Here is an 18998-nt window from a genome sequence, read left to right as displayed (position 1 = left end):
GCCGCCGCATACCTTATCGGTACGATGCGGCGCCGCGGCCGAACGTTCGTCAGCCCAGTTCGGCGAGCGCCTGCTTGACGGCCGGCCGCTCGGACATCCGCCGAACGTGCTCGGCCACCTTCGGGAAGGCGTTGATGTCGACGCCGTCGCCGTCGAGCCATTGCGCGATGGTGAACAGATAGGGATCGCAGATCGTGTACTGCTCGCCCATCACCCAGGGCCCGCGCAGCATCGTCTGCTCGATCAGCGCAAAGCAGGCGCCCATCGTCTCCGGCACTTTCCGCTTCATGTCGGCGAAGGACGACTCCTCGTTGGCCCAGCGATAGCCGCGCATCTTGTGGGCGTGGGCGATGTGGACGGTCGAGCAGAGATAGCTGGTGAAGGACTGCACCTGCGCAAAGGCGAAGGGATCGTCGAGCGGAGCGAGGCGCGCCGCCGGAAAGCGTTGCGCGAGATAGGCGAGCATCGCCGGCGTCTCGGTCAGCACGCCCTGCTCGGTCACCAGCGCCGGCACCCGCCCCTTGGGATTGATGGCGAGATAGTCGGGGCTGTTCTGCTGGTTGGTCTTGAAGCTGATCTTTTCGGCGACGTAATCGGCGCCGGTTTCGGCGAGCGTGATGTGCGTGGCGAGCGCGCAGGTGCCTGGCGCGACATAGAGCTTGAGCATGATGATCCCTGAATGAGGCGAGGCCAAACTAGCCGCGGCGCCGTCGGCCGTCCACCCCCGCGCCTCCCCCTTCGCCTCGGGCTAGATCGGCGCCACGTCCATCGTATGCACCGCGGTCGGAAAATAACGGAAGCCGTCGCCGAGCTTGCCGATGTAGCCGATACCCGGCCACGAGAAGTGATAGCCGAGGATGCGCGTCCGGTTCGTCGCGAGCATGTCGAGCACGCGGACGCGGGTCTTGGCGGCCTGCTTCGGGTCGGTGTCGTAGGCGAACTCGATCAGCGGCTTTTCGATCAGCAGCACCGGATGATGCGAGATGTCGCCGATATAGGCGAGCTGATCCTTGCCGGACTGGATCAGAAAGATCGTATGCCCGACCGTATGGCCCGGCGTGAACATCGCCTGCACGCCCGGCAGGAACTCCTGGCCGTCCTTGAAGAAGGTGATGCGGTCCTTCAGGGGGACGAGATTGCGCACCGCCTGCTCGTAGAACGCCTTGTAGTTGGGGCCGACCTTCGCCTCGTCGGTCCAATAGGTGAAGTCGGCCTCGGAGATGAACAGCTCGGCATTGGGGAAGCTCGGCTTGCCGTCCGGCCCGATGACGCCGCCGCAATGATCGATATGCGCATGCGTCATGACCAGCGCATCGACGTCCTTGGCGTCGATGCCGGCCTGCTTCAATGTCATCAGCATCTTGCCGGTGGTGTCGCCGAACAGCTTCGAGACGCCCATGCCGTTGTCGAAGATGATGATCTTGTCGCCGGTGTTGAGCACGAGGATGTTCTGCTCCAGCGTCGCGGCGCCGACCGGCAGAAAGTTGTTCGTCAGCATCGCATCGAGGTCACCGGGCGAGATGCCGAGAAACGCCGCATGAGGATCGCCGAGCGGCAGCACGCCGTCGGAGATGATGGTGGCCTCGGCCGAGCCGAGCTTGAAACGGAAGAAGGTCGGCGCCTGGGTGTTGAGGAACGGCCCCTTCGCCAGCATCGGGCTCGTCATCCCGGACAGCCCGTAAAGCCCGGCCGCGGCACCCAGGCCTAGCATCGAACGACGTGAAAATCCCTCAATCTTCGTCATCACCACCTCCCCAAACCGATCTACGCTCGCGTTGGTCCGAGCTATTGAGAACGTTGTCGTGACTTCACCGAGTTGCCGATGCCTCACTTCTCTCCATGAGCGCGCTGCCCACGGTCAATCTGCAACTCCAACCTCGGCGCTCACCCCTCTCTCCATGAACACGCCTCTCGGCGTGTTCATGGTCCGGTGTGCAGTGCCTCGGCTTTTGCCCTTCATGGTGAGGAGCGCCGCGCCGCACGCAGCCGGATGCGAAGCGAGACCAACTCGGGCGCGGCGCGTCTCGAACCATGAGGCCCCAGCGTAGGCCTCGCCCTTCGAGACGCCCGCCTGCGGCGGGCTCCTCAGGGTGAGGGTCAACAGAGGATCGCCAGCTCGGAACCGATCCGCTCGCTCCAGGAGCATGACCTTCAACCACAATCTTAGATTATCTACATCCGCAAGGCAGTCGCAACGTAAAAGACAGGCCGAGCGAAAGGATTCAGCGCTGCAGTCGCGAAGCTCCGTGCATCGCCCGTGACCGGCCGCAATGTCGATGGCCGCAACCGTCGCCGCGCAGGCAGCATCTTCAGATGCTGGACGGTTCATGTCGCAGGCGAGACCAGCGCGGAAACGGATGCTCGCCCAAGAGATCGATCGCGAGATGACGTCAGACATGACCTCACCGCTCTCGCGGCGCGACGCGCCCGAGTTGATGCCGAGAAGGACCCTCACAGAGAAGAGGGCGCAGGGAATGCCGGGCGCTGGCCGCAACCCATGGCCCGCCTGCGACAAGAAAAGCAGGCGGCAGTCACCACAGGTCCAGCCGGACATCCGGCATTCCCTGCGCGATGGGCTTCCGTCTTATACGTGGTCTCCCTGGTGCGCCGGGCTTTCTGGCCACCATCCCCGCGCGAAGCGAAAGCCTCGACGCGAGTTGACATCAGCATCGGGATGCCAGGACCGCACGATTTCAACGTCCGCGAAAGACCCCGCACCCGCACCACGACGGCAAGCCGCCGCAGCCCTGCACGAGACCGGTCGACATCGCTCGTCCTGACGACGCCGTCGCAGCCACCGCATCCCGCCCCGCGTGTCGTGACGACGCGTACGCCCCTCCTGCCGGGACGGAACGGGGCTGATAAGACACCTGATTTGGGAGGAGAGTCAAGGAGAATTCTGAAAAATCGAATATTTTTTCCAACTACGATACTTGGTGGCGGGTCAGGGTTACTGAGAAAGTTGGTCAATTCAGGAAACCACGATACGTGGCAATGGAGGCAACTGCCTCATCGGCACTGTTCAAGCAGCAAGTTTTGTGCACGTTTATCAGATTCAAATTTTTGTATGCCCTAGTCTCGGGAGCTGAGATTTGAGCCACTCAAGAGCCGAAACTCTTTTCAGGAAGGCCGGCATTCCGTTCGAACACGAGCCCGACTGGATTGCGAAAGGTCGAAAGCCGGACTTTTACTGCAGCGGCAGATCCCCTTTCTGGTGCGAGGTAAAGGACCTCGAACGCCTAGAAGACTCACAGCGTCTCAGTAAATCCTTCAATGAACTAAGTGCTCGAACCGGCAATCTTGATCTGACCGGCCAAGGCTTTGCCTATATTCACGAAGACTTTTCGAATCGCGACGCAAAGAACGTTGTCCACCTTCTAAAACGGGCGCTGAAGCGTTTTACCGATTGCGACGCTCCGGATACGGTCGTCGCGCTCGTACCGATGAATCCCCATCGAAAAGAATTTGTCCGGTTTGCAATCTCCACGAAGACGCACGGCACCGTTGAATTTCACAGCTGTACCGCACCGACCGGAATTTACGGCAGTCCGGACGGTATTCACGCCGAGCCCTACGAGCAGAAAACGACCCTGCGTTTTTCAACAGAAGTGGAGAAGTCATTCATTGCTGGCAGCGTGGTTGCGCCTGGACAGAATTTTCTAGTCGCCATCGTTGCTCAGAAACGCTCTGAAAAATTTACACTAATGACCGCTGCACGCGCAGGACCGATCAAGCGGCTTCGCAATCCGGAACGCATTAGGGACGTGCTCAATGATGCAAACGGTCAATTCAAAAACGGATTACGCTATAGGAAGGCTCCTTGCCTGCTGGCAATCTTCCACGAAGGCTTGGACGTGCCGGACGATACCATCATCAAAAGCGCGCTTTACGGCGATCTGAAATTCTCCTTTTCCGGCGATAACCTCGGGGACGGCAAGCTAATAATGGACAAAGATGGCGCTTGGAATCCAGACAAGAACCGGACGACCAGCGCTGTGCTTTATGTCCGGAACGACGGCGCCCCCCTTATAGTCCACAACTATTGGGCTGAGCGTCCATTTCCGCGCGGGCTCTTCGCCTGCAGAGAAGTTTCAGCACAAGCGGACGGGAAATTCCGTGAAGACGATTTCGCGAATAGACCATTATCGCTCAAGATCTTTGGGCAAAAGCTCGCACGCGTCCTCGTCCGGCTGTTGCGACGCTGCATAAAATAGATCGACCGACAAGCCCAGATGAAGCCGTTGATACTTCGCGCGCAGCAACACCGCGATGGAATGAACGACGCAAATCGTAGGGTGGGCAAAGAGCCGCCGCGAGGCGGCTCGTGCCCACCGTCGATCCACGCCCTCGCGCTCGAGATGGTGGGCACGGCGCGCGAGAGGGCGGGATGACTCACGTAGTGTTGGGCGCGCCTTTGCCCACCCTACGGACCGCCCGAGTGTGTCCCGGACGTCGTACCACGTCACAGGCCTGACCGTCTCATGCCGTCGGCGCCGGCGGACCGAGTGTGGTCTCGATCAGCAGCGTGTCGCAATATTCGATCCATTCGACGATGCAACCGTCCCTGAGGCGAAGGACGTTGCAATAGCTGTTGTTGTAGACCTTGCCGTCGCTCGTCGTGTTGTTGCCGCGCGCCTCGACGACGACGCGGTCGTCCTCGGCCGTCAGCCGGATCGGGATGGTGGTGATGCGGCCGAGCCGCGCCCGCAGCGGCGCGAACAACTCGGCGAGAACGATCGCCTTGCCGTCATAGCTGCGCGACCAGGATCCGCTGCCCATGATGACGAAGCGGAAATCATCCGCGAGACGATCGAGCAGCGGCTGCGGATTGCTCCTCGCCAGTTCGTCGAACACGTACTGCACGATCCGCTTGTTGTCAGAACCCGTGACTTCTGCGGCGCTCATCGGCAAACCCTCCTTTAATTCGGTCATGGTCGAATCAACCCGTCTGCCTGAGCGCGGCCGGAAACGGTCCCAGCACCGCTTCCGTCAGCGCCGAATCGCAATATTCGCGGATCTCGACGATGCGCCCCGCGTGCAGCCGATAGATCAGGCAATAGTCGTTGTTGTAGGGATTGCCGGCCCGGGTGCGCATCTCGCCCTTGGCCTCGACCACGACGAGATCATCCTCCGCGATGAAGCGCAGCGGAACGGCGCGGCGTCCCTCCGTCAGCAGGCTGGCGAGATGACCATGGAGATTGCGCAGCAGCGCCTCCTTGCCCCTGATCGTCTGCGACCACGAATATTGCCCCGTGATCACCATCGTGACGTCGTCGGCGATGGCCGCGACATAGGCCGAGCGGTCGCCGGCAACGGCCTTGGCGAGGAGGTCCTGCATCAATTGCTTGTTGGCGCTTAAGGTCATGACATCCGTCTCCCGATCTCTTCTGCAATGGACGAAGCATGACGGGTGGCGGTGCATTCTTCCAATCGATATCGGATATGATATTAATTCATCCTATGAATTTGGCCGCGCTCGACCTCAATCTGCTGGTGGCGCTCGACGCGCTGCTCCGCGAGAGCAGCGTCAGCCGGGCCGCGCTGCGGATCGGGCTGTCCCAGCCGGCCACAAGCCACGCGTTGCAGCGGCTGCGCGACCTGCTCGGCGATCCGCTGCTGGTCCGTACCGGCGCGCGGATGGAGCTGACCCCGCGCGCACTTGCGCTGCAGGCCCCGCTGGCGCTGGCGCTCGATCAGGTGCGCGGCCTGTTCACGCCGGACGTCTTCGACGCCATCAGCAGCGAGCGTCAGTTCCGCCTGATGATGCCCGATCTCGCGGTCGAGCTGCTGATGCCGTCCTTGATGGCCAAGGTGACGCGTGCCGCGCCCAACGTCCGCATCGACGTCGTGCCGTGGCGGGGACCAGCGATCTTCCACGCCGAGTTCGCCCGCACTATCGACATGGTGATCTCGATCGGCAACGCCTTCAAGGGCTTCCATCGCCAGCTGCTCTACACCGACAGCGATGCGCTGGCGGTGCGGCGCGGTCACCCGATCGGCCGGCGGCTGAACCGGCGGGACGGTTTCCTGGCCGCCCGGCATGTCGCGGTAGTCTTGCGCGGCCAAGCTGAGGACCTGATCGACGGCTGGCTGCGCAGCAAGGGCTGGGAGCGGCGGATCGCGCTGGTCGTGCCGAGCTACATCGAGGCGCTGCATGTCACTGCCCGCACCGATCTCGTCGCCTTCGTGCCGCGCCGCCTGATCGCCACGCTGGCGCAGCCCCTGTCGCTGTCGACCGTCGCGCCACCGCTCGATCCCGGCATCGACAACCAATACATGTTCTATCCGACCAGGGCGCAGGTCGAGCCGGGCTCGATCTGGCTACGCACCTTGATGCTGGAAACCGGCCGCGAACTCGGCGGGACGCCGGGACGTGCGACGAAGCCAAGGTAGAGTCCGCGCCCGCTCGTCGTGCTCTGGCAGGCCGGCAGCAGCGACATGCGTTGATACAACTGAGGCTCGTATTATGCGAAGCCGTCGAGTGCGACCTCGGGCACCGTGACCCCGCCTCATCCACCGCTGTCGTCCCGGACAAGCCGTGACGCGCAGCAGCGCGGCGCGGCGCCGATCCGGGACCCATACGCTGCGGCGGTCGTGATGGGCAAAAGGCCAATGACCGGCGTGCCTCAAACGGCTCCCTGTGGGTATGGGTCCCGGCTCAAGGCCGGGACGACAGTGGAGTTGATCGAGACAGCTGCCGTAGGGTGGGCAAAGCGGCCGCCGAAGGCGGTGGCGTGCCCACCGTGCATCCGCGCATGACGGCGCCAATGGTGGGCACGGCGCGTGAGAGAGTTGCAACGAACGCCGGCAGCGTGGCGTGGCCTCATTCCCCCAGCCCATGCGCGACGACCTTGCGCATCACGTTGGGCAGCGCCTCGCCGTCGAGCGTCGCGATCGGGACCCAGCGCATGCCGTCCAGGGCGCGTGTCCGCGGCGGCACCTTCGCGGTGTAGACCACGAGCTCCAACGGGAAATGCGTGAAGACGTGGGTGACGACACCGAGCTTGCGGTGCCAGCGTTTCACGCTCGTGAGTTCCGGCGCCTGCGCCAGCGCGTCGGAATCGTCCTGGCCGGCGAGCCAGTCCGAGACGGGGACCTCGGTCATGCCGCCGAGCAGGCCTTTGGCGGGGCGGGAGCGCACCAGCAGTTCGTCGCCTCTCACCACGACGAAGGCGGCGCCGCGGCGGAGCGTACCGGTCTTCTTGGCGGCCTTGCGCGGGAACGTGTCCTGGTCGCCGCGGTCGCGTGCGGCGCAGTCCTCGTTGAATGGACATAGCGCGCAGGCCGGCTTCTTCGGCGTGCAGATGGTGGCGCCGAGGTCCATCAGCGCCTGGGCGCTGTCGCCGGCCCGCGAGGGGCCGAGCAGGGTCGCGGCGAGCGCCTGGATCTGCGGCTTGGCCTGCGGCAGCGCCTCCTCGATCCGAAACAGCCGCGTCGTCACGCGTTCGATGTTGCCGTCGACCGGCATGGTCTGGCGATCGAACGCGATCGCCGCGATCGCGGCCGCCGTGTACGGGCCGATGCCGGGCAGCTTGCGCAGGCCCTCTTCCGTGTCCGGGAATACGCCGCGGTGCTCGCGCAGCACGGTCACCGCGCAGGCGTGCAGGTTGCGCGCCCGCGAGTAATAGCCGAGCCCGGCCCACATCCGCAGCACGTCCTCGAGGTCGGCCCTGCCGAGCGCCGAGACATCCGGCCAGCGCGCCAGGAATTTTTCGAAATACGGCCCGACCGCCTTCACCGTGGTCTGCTGCAGCATGATCTCCGACAGCCACACCCGGTACGGATTGGAGCGCTGCCCCGCCGGCGCCCGCCACGGCAGCCGCCGACGGTGGCGGTCGTACCAGGCGAGCAGTTGCGCGGGGCGCTCGGCGGAGCCGCGAGTCTCTGGCTGGCTCTTGCGCTTGGAAGGAAGGGCTGATGACACCATTGGCTTAATCTAGTACGTCAGGAGCCATCGTCGCCCGCTGGACCGCCGTCTCGTCTGCGGCATCCACGGCTTTCTTCGAGCCCCGGCGGCTCGAACGGGCGGCAGACCACGAGAAGCCTGCACCCATGGCAAAGCCCGGCCGCCTCACCGCGAAACCGCTGTCGCTGATGATGGGCGACGTGCTGACGGCTGCCTATGCCAAGCAGGGGTTTGCGGCGCGGGAGCTGGTGACGCGCTGGCCGGAGATCGCCGGGCGCGACATCGCCGAGCACGCGCAGCCGCTGAAGATGCAATGGCCGCGGCCGGTCGAGGGCCAGCCGCAGGAGCCGGCGACGCTGATTCTGCGTGTCGAGGGGCCGATGGCGCTGGAGATCCAGCATTCGTCGGACGTGATCCTGGAGCGGGTCAACCGCTTCTTCGGCTGGCACGCGGTCGGCAAGCTGGCGCTGCGCCAGGGCCCGTTGACGCGGCCGCCGGCGAAGCGCCGCCCCGTCCCGCCCGATCCCAAGGCGGTGGCGAAGGTCGCCGAGAGCCTGACCGCAATCGAGGACGACGCCCTGCGCGACGCGCTGGCGCGCCTGGGTGTCGCCATCAAGCGAAATTGACGCTTTCCGATTGATCCCGCGTTGCGGCCCGGCATTGCCTCAGGGTGGGTTTCCAGCTAGCGAAAAGCCACGTTACGAGTGTTTCAGGCGCGAGATGCGCCCATTCCGGAGCAGACCCTTGATCATCACCCGCCGCGCCTTCACCGCTGCCCTGTCGCTGACCGGCCTCGCCGCGCTCGCCGGCTTGTCCCCGCTGCGGCTGATCTCGGACGCCATGGCGCAGAGCGCCGCCGATGTGGCCAAGCCGCAGTCGCTGCCCGACATGGGAATCGGCCCGGCGGACGCCACTGTCACCATCATCGAATACGCCTCGATGACCTGCCCGCATTGCGCGGCGTTCAACGCCACCGTGTTCCCGAAGCTGAAGGCCGAATACATCGATACCGGCAAGGTGCGCTACATCTTCCGCGAGTTCCCGCTCGACATCAAAGCCGCCGCCGGCTCGATGCTGACGCGCTGCATCGCCAAGGACGACGCGCAGAAGTATTTCGCGGTCACCGACATGCTGTTCCGTTCGCAGAACGACTGGGTGGTGAAGAACACCACCGAAACCCTGACGCGGATCGGCAAGCAGGCCGGCCTCAGCCAGCAGCAGGTCGAGGCCTGCCTGAAGGACCAGGCGCTGCTCGACAAGATCGCCGCCGACCAGAAATACGCGAGCGACGTTCTTAAAGTGGATTCGACGCCGACGTTCTTCATCAACGGCGAGAAGATCAAGGGCGAATCTTCGATCGAGGAGTTTCAGAAGCGGATCAACCCGCTTCTCAAGAGCTGATTCGAATCAACTCAAAACCACTGAGTCTTATGAGACACAGCGCGGCCCCTTCGTGGGGCCGTTTCTGTTTGAAGGGCCGATGGCCATGAGAAAGCCTTGGAAAAGCAGGGCCGGCGGGTTGCCCTCAAGGACCGGTCTCGCCATTGTCCCGCCCTCAGAATGGGGCGCCACGGCTATTCAGTCCACATTGACATTGCCTTCCATGGTATTGTCGGGACTGCGAGATTCGTCTCCCGCCAACAGAGAATCTGTGCATGAAACTCACGCGTCTTCGTCTCCACGGTTTCAAGACGTTCGTCGAACCGACTGACTTCGTGATCGAACCCGGCCTCACCGGCGTCGTCGGACCGAATGGTTGCGGCAAGTCGAATCTGGTCGAGGCGCTGCGCTGGGCGATGGGCGAGACCTCACACAAATCGCTGCGCGCGGCCGACATGGACGCGGTGATCTTCTCCGGCTCGAACACGCGCCCGTCGCGCAACCACGCCGAAGTGGTGATGACGATCGACAACAGCGATCGCACCGCGCCTGCGGCCGTGAACGACCGCGACATTCTCGAAATCTCGCGCCGCATCGAGCGCGAGGCCGGCTCGGTCTACCGCATCAACGGCCGCGACGTGCGCGCCCGCGACGTGCAGATCCTGTTCGCCGACGCCGCCACCGGCGCGCGCTCGCCCGCGCTCGTCCACCAGGGCAAGATCGGCGAGATCATTCAAGCGAAGCCTGAACAGCGCCGCCGCGTGCTGGAAGACGCCGCCGGCGTCGCCGGCCTGCATGCGCGCCGCCACGAGGCCGAGCTGCGGCTGAAGGCGGCCGAGACGAATCTGTTGCGCGTCGAGGACGTGATCGGCCAGCTCTCCGGCCAGATGGAAGGCCTGCGCAAGCAGGCGCGCCAGGCGATCCGCTACCGCGAGGTCGCGGCCAAGGTGCGCAAGGCGGAAGCGACGCTCTATCACATGCGCTGGATGGGCGCGCATGCCGATCTCAACGACGCCGCGCATACGCACGATGTCAGCGTCCGTGAGATGGCCGAGCGGACCCGCGAGCAGGCCGAATCGGCCCGCATCCAGGCGATCCGCTCCGCGCATCTGCCGGCGCTGCGCGAGGCCGAGGCCCGTGCGGCGGCGACGATGCAGCGGCTGAAGAACGCCCGTGACCTGCTCGACCGCGAGGAGGTGCGCGCCAAGGAGCGCACCGGCGAGCTCGACCGCCGCCTGATGCAGCTCACCGCCGACGTCGCCCGCGAGCAGCAGCAGAACCAGGACGCGCAGGTCGCGCTGCAACGTCTTGAAACTGAAGACGCGGAGCTGAAGGAAGAGATCAAGGCGCGCGTCGAGATGCGCAGCGGCGTCGACGAGCGCGTCGCCGAGGCCGAAGCCCTTCTCACCGAGACCGAGCGTCAGTTCACCGAACTGACGACGCAGCTCGCCGATCTCACGGCGCGCCGCAACCAGCTCGAGGCCAACGTCCGCAGCCACCGCGAGCGTCTCGCCCGTCTCGACCAGGACATCGCCAATGTCCGCGCCGATGAGGAGCGGCTGGCGCAGGAGACCGCCCATCTCGGCGATCTCGATACGCTCGCCGCCGCGCTCGAAGCTGCTGAAGAGGCCGAGGCGCAGGCCGAGGCCGCCGTGCAGACCAACGAGCAGGCGCAGGCCGCCGCGCGGCAGAGGCTCGAAGCCTCACGCGCGCCGCTGGCCGACGCCGAGAAGCGGGCGCAGCGGCTCGAGACCGAGGCGCGCACCATCTCCAAGATGGTCAACAGCGAGACCAAGAATCTGTGGCCGCCGATCATCGACGGCGTCACGGTTGCGAAGGGCTATGAGAAGGCGCTCGGCGCCGTGCTCGGCGACGATCTCGATGCGCCGGTCGATGCCTCCGCGCCGATGCACTGGACCGTTGCCGGCGCCGAGGTCACCGACCCCGCGCTGCCCGACGGCGTCGAGCCGCTCGCGGCCTATGTCCAGGCGCCGCCGGAGCTGTCGCGCCGCCTCGCCCAGATCGGCGTGGTCACACGCGATCGCGGCGCCCAGCTGGTGGCGCAGCTCAAGACCGGCCAGCGGCTGGTGTCGCCGGAAGGCGACGTCTGGCGCTGGGACGGCTTCATCGCCGCGGCGCACGCGCCGACCGGCGCCGCCCGGCGTCTCGCCGAGCGCGCCCGCCTGATCGACATCGAGGCCGAGCTGGAGCAGGCGCGCATCGATGCGACCAGCAAGCGCCAGGCGCTGGAGAGCGCCGAGGCCGAGGTCAGGGCCGCCACATCAGCCGAGAGTGCTGCACGCGAAGCCTGGCGCGCCGCGCAGCGCGAGGTCAATTCGGCGCGCGAGCGCCACGCCAATGCCGAGCGCGAGATCAACCGCCATTCGGCGCGCAAGTCCGCGCTGGTCGAGGCCTCGACCCGCCTCGCCCATGACCGCGCCGAGATCGCCGAGCTGCACCAGAATGCGCTGGAGGCGATCGAGGAGCTGCCGGCGACCACCGAGGCCGATGGCCGGCTGGCAGCCGTGCGCGCCGACATCGAGACCAAGCGCCGCGCCGCAGCCCAGGTTCGCGCCGAGGCGCAGGCGCTCGCCCGCGAGGCCGAGCTCGCCGATCGCCGCGTCCAGGCGATCATCAACGAGCGCAACGACTGGTTCAACCGCATCCGCGGCGCCGGCTCGCAGATCGCCACCATCGAGGCGCGCATCGCCGAGGTGAAGGACGAGCGCGCCGAGTTGGAGAATGCGCCGGAGATCTTCGCCGAGAAGCGCAGCGCGCTGATCGACGAGCTCGCCATCGCCGAGGAGGAGCGCCAGGTCGCGGCCGACGCGCTGGCCGAAGCCGAGACCGCGATGGGCGACACCGACCGCGCCGCCAAGGCCTCGCTGGAAGCGCTGTCGAAGTCGCGCGAGGCCGCCGCCCGCGCCGAGGAGCGGCTGGAGAGCGCCAAGCGCCGCGTCGCCGATGTCGAGCGCGAGATCCACGACATGCTCGAATGCGAGCCGAATGCGGTTGCCGCGATGGCCGAGATCGGCCCGGACACCCAGCTGCCGCCGCTGCACGAGATCGAAGAGAGCCTGGAGAAGCTGCGCCGTGACCGCGAGCGGCTCGGCGCCGTCAACCTGCGCGCCGAAGAAGAACTCACCGAGGTCGAGGGCTCGCACACCGCGCTGACCACCGAGCGCGACGATCTCGTCGAAGCCATCAAGCGGCTGCGCCAGGGCATCCAGAGCCTCAACAAGGAGGCGCGCGAACGGCTGCAGTCCTCGTTCGAGACCGTCAACGACCACTTCAAGCGGCTGTTCACAGAGTTATTCGGCGGCGGCGAGGCCGCGCTGCATCTGATCGAGAGCGACGATCCGCTCGAGGCCGGCCTCGAGATCATCGCCAAGCCGCCGGGCAAGAAGCCGCAGACGCTGTCGCTGCTGTCGGGCGGCGAGCAGGCGCTGACGGCGATGGCGCTGATCTTCGCGGTGTTCCTGACCAACCCCTCGCCGATCTGCGTGCTGGACGAGGTCGACGCGCCGCTCGACGACCACAACGTCGAACGCTTCTGCAACCTGCTGCACGAGATGAAGGGCTCGACCGAGACCCGCTTCATCATCATCACCCACAACCCGATCACCATGGCGCGCATGAACCGGCTGTTCGGCGTCACCATGGCCGAGCGCGGCGTGTCGCAGCTCGTCTCGGTCGCGCTCGACGAGGCCGTGAAGATCCTCGATCAGCAGGTGGCGTGATTGTGCGCCCTCATTCCGGATCGCCGCTAACGCGGCGCCCGGAATGACGTGCGGAGAGGATCGATGATCTCTCCCGATCTGCCCGCCGCGCTCAAGGCCGCCTTGGAAGAACGGATGCACGGGCGGTCGCGACGGGACGCCGGACAGCGCGCAGGCCGCATCTCGGCCACCTATCGCGGCGGCGGCAATTCCGCAACGATCACGAGTGAAGCCGACGCCGTCGCCTATGCCACCGTGCGGATGCCGGCGACCTACGCGGCCGTTGCCGCAAGCCTGAATGCCCTGATGCAGGCAAGTCCGGACTTCGCCCCCGCCTCGCTGCTCGATGTCGGCGCCGGGCCGGGCACCGCGAGCTTTGCAGCGACTGAAGCCTTTTCGTCGTTGGCGTCGTTCAACGCCATCGACGCAAATCCCGCCTTGCGCATGCTGGCGCTTGCGCTCGCTGACGAGACGATGCGCCTGCGCGATCTCGCCTATACGCTCGGACCGGCGCGGGTACAGCTCGATCGAGCCGGAAGCGCCGATCTCGTCATCGCCAGCTATATGATCGGCGAGCTGACCGATTCCGAGCGCTCGGCGGTCGTCGATGCGCTGTGGGCCAAGGCCGACGACACCCTCTTGATCGTCGAGCCCGGCACGCCCGCCGGCTACCAGCGCATCATCGCCGCGCGCGACCGCCTCATCGCCGCCGGAGCCCATGTCGCAGCGCCCTGCCCGCACGCGGCCGCATGCCCCTTGATCGCGCCGGACTGGTGCCACTTCGTCCAGCGGCTGGCGCGGTCGCGGGCGCATCGCGAATTGAAGGGCGCGGACGTGCCGTTCGAGGACGAGAAGTTCAGCTTCATCGCCCTCGCCCGGGCGCCGGTGACGCGGCGACCGGCCGCGCGCGTGCTGGCTCCGCCGCTGCTCAACAAGGTCGCCGTGACGGCGAAGCTGTGCGAGGCCGACGGCGTTGCCCGGACCATCGACATCCCCCGCCGCAACAAGCCGGCCTTTGCCGCCGCACGGCGCTGGGACTGGGGCGACGGCGTGGAGCCGCCCGGTTCGTGACGGTGCTGCCGGCGGCCCATGGTTAATGGTGGGTCATCGCTGCCGCTCGTTTTTGCGACTTCGCGAAACCCGCGAGAAATCGGCGTTTGCTACGGTGAGCTGCAACGGGCGCTGAATGCGCCGCTCACATGGGAATGCGTTTCGATGTTCAGGACGATGATGATCACCGCCACCTTGCTGGCTTCGGCAGGAACGGCCCTGGCAAACGGCCACGGTGGTGAATCCGCGCCGCCCCCGCCGAAGCAGGAGGGTCCGCCGGCCAAGGCGATCATCGGCACGAACGGCCCGCGCCTGGTCGATCCCAAGGGCATGACGCTGTATTATTTCGAGCGCGACACCACCGGCACCAAGTCGACCTGCGACGGCGACTGCGCCCAGAAGCGTCCGCCGCTGATCGCGCCCGACAACGCGACCGCCAGCGGCGACTTCACCGTCATAACCCGCAGCGACGGCAAGAAGATGTGGGCCTATCGCTACCGGCCGCTCTACACCTCGCAGCTCGATAGCGCGCCCGGCGATATGAAGGGTAACGATCCGACCCAGCAATGGCGCGTCGCCCGGCCCTATTGAGCCCTCCGCATCGTTGCCAGGCCCGCCCGACCGGCCACCGAACGGGCTCGTCGGCGCGAGGCGGCTTGAACGGGTCTCCCCTCTGATGCGACCAATGCACGCCGGTCGACCTGCGGACCGGCGGCGACGCCGCGTGCCGGCCGCCTCGTTCTCCCGCCCTCTCCCTCGGAGCCCGTCATGTCCGGCTGGATCGTCCTCGGCGTCATCGTCGTTCTCGTGCTGTTCGCCTTCAGCGCCTACAACCGGCTGGTGGCCCTCAGCCAGCGGGTCGGCCAGGCCTTTGCCGACATCGACGTCCAGCTCAAGCAGCGCCATGACCTGATCCCGAACCTGGTCGAGACCGTGAAGGGCTACGCCGCGCATGAGCGCGGCACCCTGGACGAGGTGATCAAGGCGCGCAACGCCGCCATGTCGGCCCAGGGCCCCTCCCAAGTGTCCGCCGCCGAGGGCCAGCTGTCCGGCGCGCTCGGACGCCTGATCGCGCTGTCGGAGGCCTATCCGGACCTCAAGGCCAACGCCAATTTCCAGCAGCTCGCCAGCGAGCTGTCCGACATCGAGAACAAGATCGCCGCCAGCCGCCGCTTCTTCAACAACGCCGTGCAGGAATACAATACCGGCATCCAGCAGATGCCGGCGGCGCTGTTCGCCGGCACCTTCGGCTTCACCCGCAAGGAATTCTTCGATCTCGGCGCGAGCCGGACCGAGGTCGAGGCCGCCCCCAGCGTCAAGTTCTGAGCCCGCGCCCTCTCGGCTGAAGGGCCCGACGCCATGGCCGCCTACGGTCTCTACACCCACATCGCATCGAACAAGACCCGCTCGGTGCTGCTGCTCGGCGGCCTGTTCCTGCTGATCTACGTGCTGGTGTTCGCCGGCGCGCTGATCGCGGAAGTCATGGCCAACGGCAATGGCAGCGTCGCCTATTACATGAACGCCGCCACGCGCGACCTGATCAAGGCGCTGCCCTGGGCCACGATCGGCGCGGCGGCCTGGATCGTGATCGCCTATTTCTTCCATCAGAAGATGATCGACGCCGTGACCGGCGGCGAGGCCGTGACCCGCCAGGAGCAGCCGCGGCTGTACAATCTGCTCGAGAATCTCTGCATCTCGCGCGGCATCACCATGCCGAAGCTGAAGATCATGGATAGCCCGGCGCTGAACGCCTTCGCGACCGGCCTGAACCCGCGGCAATATTCGGTCACCGTCACCACCGGCCTGCTCGACGCGCTCGACGACCGGGAGATCGAGGCGGTGCTCGGCCACGAGCTCACCCATATCCGCAACGGCGACGTGCAACTGATGGTGGTGGCGGTGATCATCGCCGGCGTGGTCGGGTTCTTCGGCGAATTGTTCTTCCGCCTGTTCACCAACATGAGCTGGGGTGGTGGCTGGGGGCGATCGTCGTCCTCCTCCTCGTCATCGTCGTCGGATTCCGACCGCAAGGGCTCCGGCGGCGGCGCCATCATCGTCGTGATCATTGCGGTCGTGCTGATCGTGTTGGCCTGGCTGCTGTCCCAGGTCGTCAAGCTGGCCCTGTCGCGCACCCGCGAATATCTCGCCGATGCCGGCGCCGTCGAGCTGACCAAGAACCCGGACGCCATGATCAGCGCGCTGCGCAAGATCGAGGGCCGCGGCGAGCTGCCCGGCGCCACCTCGGCGGTCATGGAGTTGTGCGTCGACAATCCGCGCGAGGGGTTTGCCGACCTGTTCGCCACCCACCCCTCCGTCGATGCCCGCATCCAGGCGCTGATCAAGTTCGCCGGCGGCCACGACCCCGGCCCGCTGGCGCTGCCGTCGGACGAGGCACAGTCGGACACGACCGCGACCGAAGCCGCCGACGGCAACGCTCCGCCGCCGCTGCCCCCGGCCGGCCCGTGGAGCGATCCCGGCGGCCAGACCCCATCGCCCGGTCCGGCCGCGCAAGGCGGCCCCTGGACGACGCCCGCCGCAGGCCCCTGGGGCCGGCACTAGGCGCCATCGCCACGTCTCGATTCGGGACGCGCGCCCGCACCGCGAACGTCGTCCTGCCACTCGCTCTCAGCTTCATGCGTACCAAAGCGGGACGTTTCGGGCTGATTGCTTCGGACCGTTGTCGCGGAGGTGGAGAATTCACCGATCCCGTGCTGCAATGAATTTGAATTCTCCAGCGTTTCTGCCATGTTCGCGCCCAAAGCAGGATGAATGCGCCGGCCCCCCTGGCCGGCCTCAAGGGCTGAAGGACTTTCCATGGCGAAACCGGCAGTGGTTGTGGTGGGCGCGGACAAGGGCGGGGTCGGCAAGACCACGGTGTCGCGGACGTTGCTCGATTATTTCAGCGCCAACAACGTCCCGACCCGGGCGTTCGACACCGAGCATCCGCGCGGCACGCTCAAACGCTTCCATCCCGAGATCACCGAGATCGTCGACATGAACTCGACGCCGGACCAGATGAAGATCTTCGACACCTTGAGCGCGGTGGCGCCCTCGGTGACCGTGATCGACGTCCGCGCCGGCCTGATGTCGCCGACGCTGGCGGCGCTCCGCGACATCGGCTTCCTCGACGCCGCCCGCTCCGGCCAGATCACCTTCGCGGTGTTCCACATCCTGGGCTCGTCGATTGCCTCGCTCGACGAGATCGCCGAGACCGCGAGCTACATGATCGGCGCGAAATATTTCCTGGTGAAGAACTTCATCAACAACACCAGCTTCTTCGAGTGGGACCAGTCGACCTACAATTCCTACTTCCACCGCATCAAGGATGCGACCGAGCTGACCATCCCCAAGCTCAACGAGATGGCGTTCGAGCAGGTCGAGGTCGCCTCGGTGCCGTTCCTGAAATTCGTCGCCAACAAGGGTCCGCGCGACGAGGCCGCCAACTACTCCTTCGTGCTGCGCGGCTATGTCCGGCACTGGCTCGCCAACGTCTGGAGCGAGTACGACCGCATCAAGCTGACCGACATCGTCGGCTCGACCAAGCCGCCGGCGCCGCGGCCGGCCGGGGAAAAATAGCGCGTCCGTGGATCATGGGACTTTATCGCAACCGCATTTGACCTGATATAGGTCTGATGCCCACGACGCCCGTCTACATCGTCTGCTCGCCCCGGCCGCAGTCCGGGAAGACGCTGCTTGCGCGGGTCCTGAGCGAGTTCCTGCTGTTGAAGAACGGCCAGGTGCTCGCCTTCGACGTGACCCTGCGCGAGCCGTCGCTGCTCGACTTCCTGCCGCAGGTGACGGAAACGGCGACGATCGAGGACACCTACGGCAAGATCCAGCTGATGGACCGGGTGATCCTCAACGACGGCATCCCCAAGGTGATCGATCTCGGCTACTACTCGTTCGACGAGTTCTTCAAGATGTCCGAACAGATCGGCTTTTTGAAGGAGGCCGCGCGGCGGAACGTGGTCCCGATCGTGCTGTACTGCGCCGAGGGCGACCGGGTGTCGATACGGTCCTATGACGCCCTGCGGCGGCAGATTCCGCGGTCCCAGCTGATCGTGGTCGAAAACGACCACGTTCTGCGCGAGGAGCTGCCCCAGCTGTACAGCCGCAGCAAGCATCTCAAGATCGCGGCCCTGCCGGCGTTCCTGAAGACCTATATCGAGCGTTACTCGTTCTCCTTCACCGGCTATCTGCGCCAGGAACGGGATCCGTCGACGGAGCTCTATCAATGGATCCGGCGCAACTATTACGCGCTGCGCGAGATCGAGACCGAGCTTCTGATGCAGCGCTCCTGACGCCGCTTCGCGTCAGTGGCCCTCGAACGCGATCAGCGTGCGCACGGGCACGTCGAGCGCGCGCAGCTTGGCGGCGCCGCCGAGATCCGGCAGATCGATGATGAAGCAGGCCGCCACCACGGTGGCGCCGATCTGCCGCAGCAGCTTCACCGCGCCTTCGGCCGTGCCGCCGGTGGCGATGAGGTCGTCGACCAGGATGACCCGCTCTCCGGGCTCGACCGCGTCGACATGCATCTCCATCTCGTCGGTGCCGTATTCCAGTGCGTAGGACATGCTAACCGTCTTGTGCGGCAGCTTGCCTTTCTTGCGGATCGGCACGAAGCCGGCCGAGAGCTGATGCGCCACCGCGCCGCCGAGGATGAAGCCGCGCGCCTCGATGCCGGCGACCTTGTCGATTTTCGAGCCGGCCCAGGGGTGCACCAGTTCGTCCACCGCGCGGCGGAACGCGCGCGCGTCCGCCAGCAGCGTCGTGATGTCCCGGAACAGGATGCCGGGCTTCGGATAGTCCTTGATGGTGCGGACCGTGTTCTTGATGTCCAGATCGAACGTCATCGTGCTCTCATCCACTCTACTGTTTGGCGTCATTGCGAACGAAGCGACGTGTCCGCCGAAGCCCACTCGGGCAAGGCGGAAGCAATCCAG

17 protein-coding genes are annotated in these 18998 nt (G+C 65.8%); 11 read left to right on the top strand and 6 right to left on the bottom strand.

The window, feature by feature from the left end:
- Nucleotides 1-49 precede the first annotated feature (49 nt).
- Together ACQR1B_RS24775 and ACQR1B_RS24770 are read right to left on the bottom strand one after the other, a co-directional pair.
- Nucleotides 50-667, bottom strand: a complete 618-nt coding sequence (locus ACQR1B_RS24775; RefSeq protein ID WP_434836597.1) for a glutathione S-transferase family protein — start codon at nt 665-667, stop codon at nt 50-52.
- 81 nt (nt 668-748) lie between these two features.
- Nucleotides 749-1744 carry an MBL fold metallo-hydrolase gene (locus tag ACQR1B_RS24770; protein WP_434836596.1) on the bottom strand — a complete coding sequence of 332 codons (996 nt, stop codon included), beginning with the start codon at nt 1742-1744 and terminating at the stop codon, nt 749-751.
- 1348 nt (nt 1745-3092) lie between these two features.
- Between ACQR1B_RS24770 and ACQR1B_RS24765 the strand changes: the two genes are divergently transcribed.
- Nucleotides 3093-4214, top strand: a complete 1122-nt coding sequence (locus ACQR1B_RS24765) for a hypothetical protein (protein ID WP_434836595.1) — start codon at nt 3093-3095, stop codon at nt 4212-4214.
- 265 nt (nt 4215-4479) lie between these two features.
- Here ACQR1B_RS24765 and ACQR1B_RS24760 read toward each other — a convergent pair whose 3' ends face one another.
- Both ACQR1B_RS24760 and ACQR1B_RS24755 read right to left on the bottom strand, forming a co-directional pair.
- Entirely contained in the window at nt 4480-4905 is a 426-nt protein-coding gene (locus ACQR1B_RS24760; RefSeq protein WP_434836594.1) for a nuclear transport factor 2 family protein, read from the bottom strand.
- Nucleotides 4906-4939: 34 nt separating this feature from the next.
- Complete coding sequence (locus ACQR1B_RS24755; RefSeq protein ID WP_434836593.1) at nt 4940-5365, bottom strand: nuclear transport factor 2 family protein; 426 nt, start codon at nt 5363-5365, stop codon at nt 4940-4942.
- Between the two features lie 95 nt (nt 5366-5460).
- On the opposite strand from ACQR1B_RS24755, the gene ACQR1B_RS24750 reads away from it, so the two are divergent.
- Entirely contained in the window at nt 5461-6393 is a 933-nt protein-coding gene (locus ACQR1B_RS24750; protein ID WP_434836592.1) for a LysR family transcriptional regulator, read from the top strand.
- A 430-nt stretch (nt 6394-6823) separates the two neighbouring features.
- Here ACQR1B_RS24750 and mutY read toward each other — a convergent pair whose 3' ends face one another.
- Nucleotides 6824-7927: an A/G-specific adenine glycosylase gene (gene mutY / locus ACQR1B_RS24745; protein ID WP_434836591.1), complete on the bottom strand. Its 1104-nt coding sequence runs from the start codon at nt 7925-7927 to the stop codon at nt 6824-6826.
- A gap of 125 nt (nt 7928-8052) precedes the next feature.
- Between mutY and ACQR1B_RS24740 the strand changes: the two genes are divergently transcribed.
- The 9 genes from ACQR1B_RS24740 to ACQR1B_RS24700 all read left to right on the top strand — a co-directional run bounded on the left by ACQR1B_RS24740 (nt 8053) and on the right by ACQR1B_RS24700 (nt 18356).
- Entirely contained in the window at nt 8053-8532 is a 480-nt protein-coding gene (locus ACQR1B_RS24740) for a DUF721 domain-containing protein (RefSeq protein WP_434836590.1), read from the top strand.
- Between the two features lie 118 nt (nt 8533-8650).
- Entirely contained in the window at nt 8651-9307 is a 657-nt protein-coding gene (locus ACQR1B_RS24735; protein ID WP_434836589.1) for a DsbA family protein, read from the top strand.
- Nucleotides 9308-9561: 254 nt separating this feature from the next.
- Nucleotides 9562-13026 carry a chromosome segregation protein SMC gene (gene smc / locus ACQR1B_RS24730; RefSeq protein WP_434836588.1) on the top strand — a complete coding sequence of 1155 codons (3465 nt, stop codon included), beginning with the start codon at nt 9562-9564 and terminating at the stop codon, nt 13024-13026.
- A 63-nt stretch (nt 13027-13089) separates the two neighbouring features.
- The gene (locus tag ACQR1B_RS24725) at nt 13090-14076 is read left to right on the top strand and encodes a small ribosomal subunit Rsm22 family protein (RefSeq protein ID WP_434836587.1); all 987 of its coding nucleotides are present in this window, start codon (nt 13090-13092) and stop codon (nt 14074-14076) included.
- A gap of 144 nt (nt 14077-14220) precedes the next feature.
- Nucleotides 14221-14646 (top strand): COG4315 family predicted lipoprotein, encoded by a 426-nt coding sequence (locus ACQR1B_RS24720; RefSeq protein ID WP_434836586.1) that lies wholly within the window; start codon nt 14221-14223, stop codon nt 14644-14646.
- Nucleotides 14647-14823: 177 nt separating this feature from the next.
- Entirely contained in the window at nt 14824-15381 is a 558-nt protein-coding gene (locus tag ACQR1B_RS24715) for a LemA family protein (protein ID WP_434836585.1), read from the top strand.
- A 33-nt stretch (nt 15382-15414) separates the two neighbouring features.
- Complete coding sequence (locus ACQR1B_RS24710; protein ID WP_434836584.1) at nt 15415-16614, top strand: M48 family metallopeptidase; 1200 nt, start codon at nt 15415-15417, stop codon at nt 16612-16614.
- Nucleotides 16615-16869: 255 nt separating this feature from the next.
- Nucleotides 16870-17631 carry a hypothetical protein gene (locus tag ACQR1B_RS24705; RefSeq protein ID WP_434836583.1) on the top strand — a complete coding sequence of 254 codons (762 nt, stop codon included), beginning with the start codon at nt 16870-16872 and terminating at the stop codon, nt 17629-17631.
- A 56-nt stretch (nt 17632-17687) separates the two neighbouring features.
- Nucleotides 17688-18356, top strand: coding sequence for a hypothetical protein (locus ACQR1B_RS24700; RefSeq protein ID WP_434836582.1), 669 nt, complete (start codon nt 17688-17690; stop codon nt 18354-18356).
- 12 nt (nt 18357-18368) lie between these two features.
- Here the strand turns inward: ACQR1B_RS24700 and ACQR1B_RS24695 are convergent, their stop codons facing one another.
- Nucleotides 18369-18908 (bottom strand): adenine phosphoribosyltransferase, encoded by a 540-nt coding sequence (locus ACQR1B_RS24695; RefSeq protein WP_434836581.1) that lies wholly within the window; start codon nt 18906-18908, stop codon nt 18369-18371.
- Between the last annotated feature and the right edge of the window lie 90 nt (nt 18909-18998).

It is taken from the genome of Bradyrhizobium oligotrophicum (genome assembly GCF_051168495.1).
GTDB classification, from domain to species: Bacteria; Pseudomonadota; Alphaproteobacteria; order Rhizobiales; family Xanthobacteraceae; genus Bradyrhizobium; species Bradyrhizobium oligotrophicum_A.
This window is presented reverse-complemented; position numbering and strand designations above follow the sequence as displayed.

Excerpts from the sequence above, each read along its gene's own strand:
- smc (WP_434836588.1), top strand. The coding sequence starts at position 9,562 with ATGAAACTCACGCGTCTTCGTCTCCACGGTTTCAAGACGTTCGTCGAA.
- ACQR1B_RS24715 (WP_434836585.1), top strand. The coding sequence starts at position 14,824 with ATGTCCGGCTGGATCGTCCTCGGCGTCATCGTCGTTCTCGTGCTGTTC.
- ACQR1B_RS24750 (WP_434836592.1), top strand. The coding sequence starts at position 5,461 with ATGAATTTGGCCGCGCTCGACCTCAATCTGCTGGTGGCGCTCGACGCG.
- ACQR1B_RS24725 (WP_434836587.1), top strand. The coding sequence starts at position 13,090 with ATGATCTCTCCCGATCTGCCCGCCGCGCTCAAGGCCGCCTTGGAAGAA.
- ACQR1B_RS24695 (WP_434836581.1), bottom strand. The coding sequence starts at position 18,908 with ATGACGTTCGATCTGGACATCAAGAACACGGTCCGCACCATCAAGGAC.
- ACQR1B_RS24705 (WP_434836583.1), top strand. The coding sequence starts at position 16,870 with ATGGCGAAACCGGCAGTGGTTGTGGTGGGCGCGGACAAGGGCGGGGTC.
- ACQR1B_RS24720 (WP_434836586.1), top strand. The coding sequence starts at position 14,221 with ATGTTCAGGACGATGATGATCACCGCCACCTTGCTGGCTTCGGCAGGA.
- ACQR1B_RS24700 (WP_434836582.1), top strand. The coding sequence starts at position 17,688 with ATGCCCACGACGCCCGTCTACATCGTCTGCTCGCCCCGGCCGCAGTCC.
- mutY (WP_434836591.1), bottom strand. The coding sequence starts at position 7,927 with ATGGTGTCATCAGCCCTTCCTTCCAAGCGCAAGAGCCAGCCAGAGACT.
- ACQR1B_RS24760 (WP_434836594.1), bottom strand. The coding sequence starts at position 4,905 with ATGAGCGCCGCAGAAGTCACGGGTTCTGACAACAAGCGGATCGTGCAG.
- ACQR1B_RS24740 (WP_434836590.1), top strand. The coding sequence starts at position 8,053 with ATGGCAAAGCCCGGCCGCCTCACCGCGAAACCGCTGTCGCTGATGATG.
- ACQR1B_RS24755 (WP_434836593.1), bottom strand. The coding sequence starts at position 5,365 with ATGACCTTAAGCGCCAACAAGCAATTGATGCAGGACCTCCTCGCCAAG.
- ACQR1B_RS24710 (WP_434836584.1), top strand. The coding sequence starts at position 15,415 with ATGGCCGCCTACGGTCTCTACACCCACATCGCATCGAACAAGACCCGC.
- ACQR1B_RS24770 (WP_434836596.1), bottom strand. The coding sequence starts at position 1,744 with ATGACGAAGATTGAGGGATTTTCACGTCGTTCGATGCTAGGCCTGGGT.
- ACQR1B_RS24775 (WP_434836597.1), bottom strand. The coding sequence starts at position 667 with ATGCTCAAGCTCTATGTCGCGCCAGGCACCTGCGCGCTCGCCACGCAC.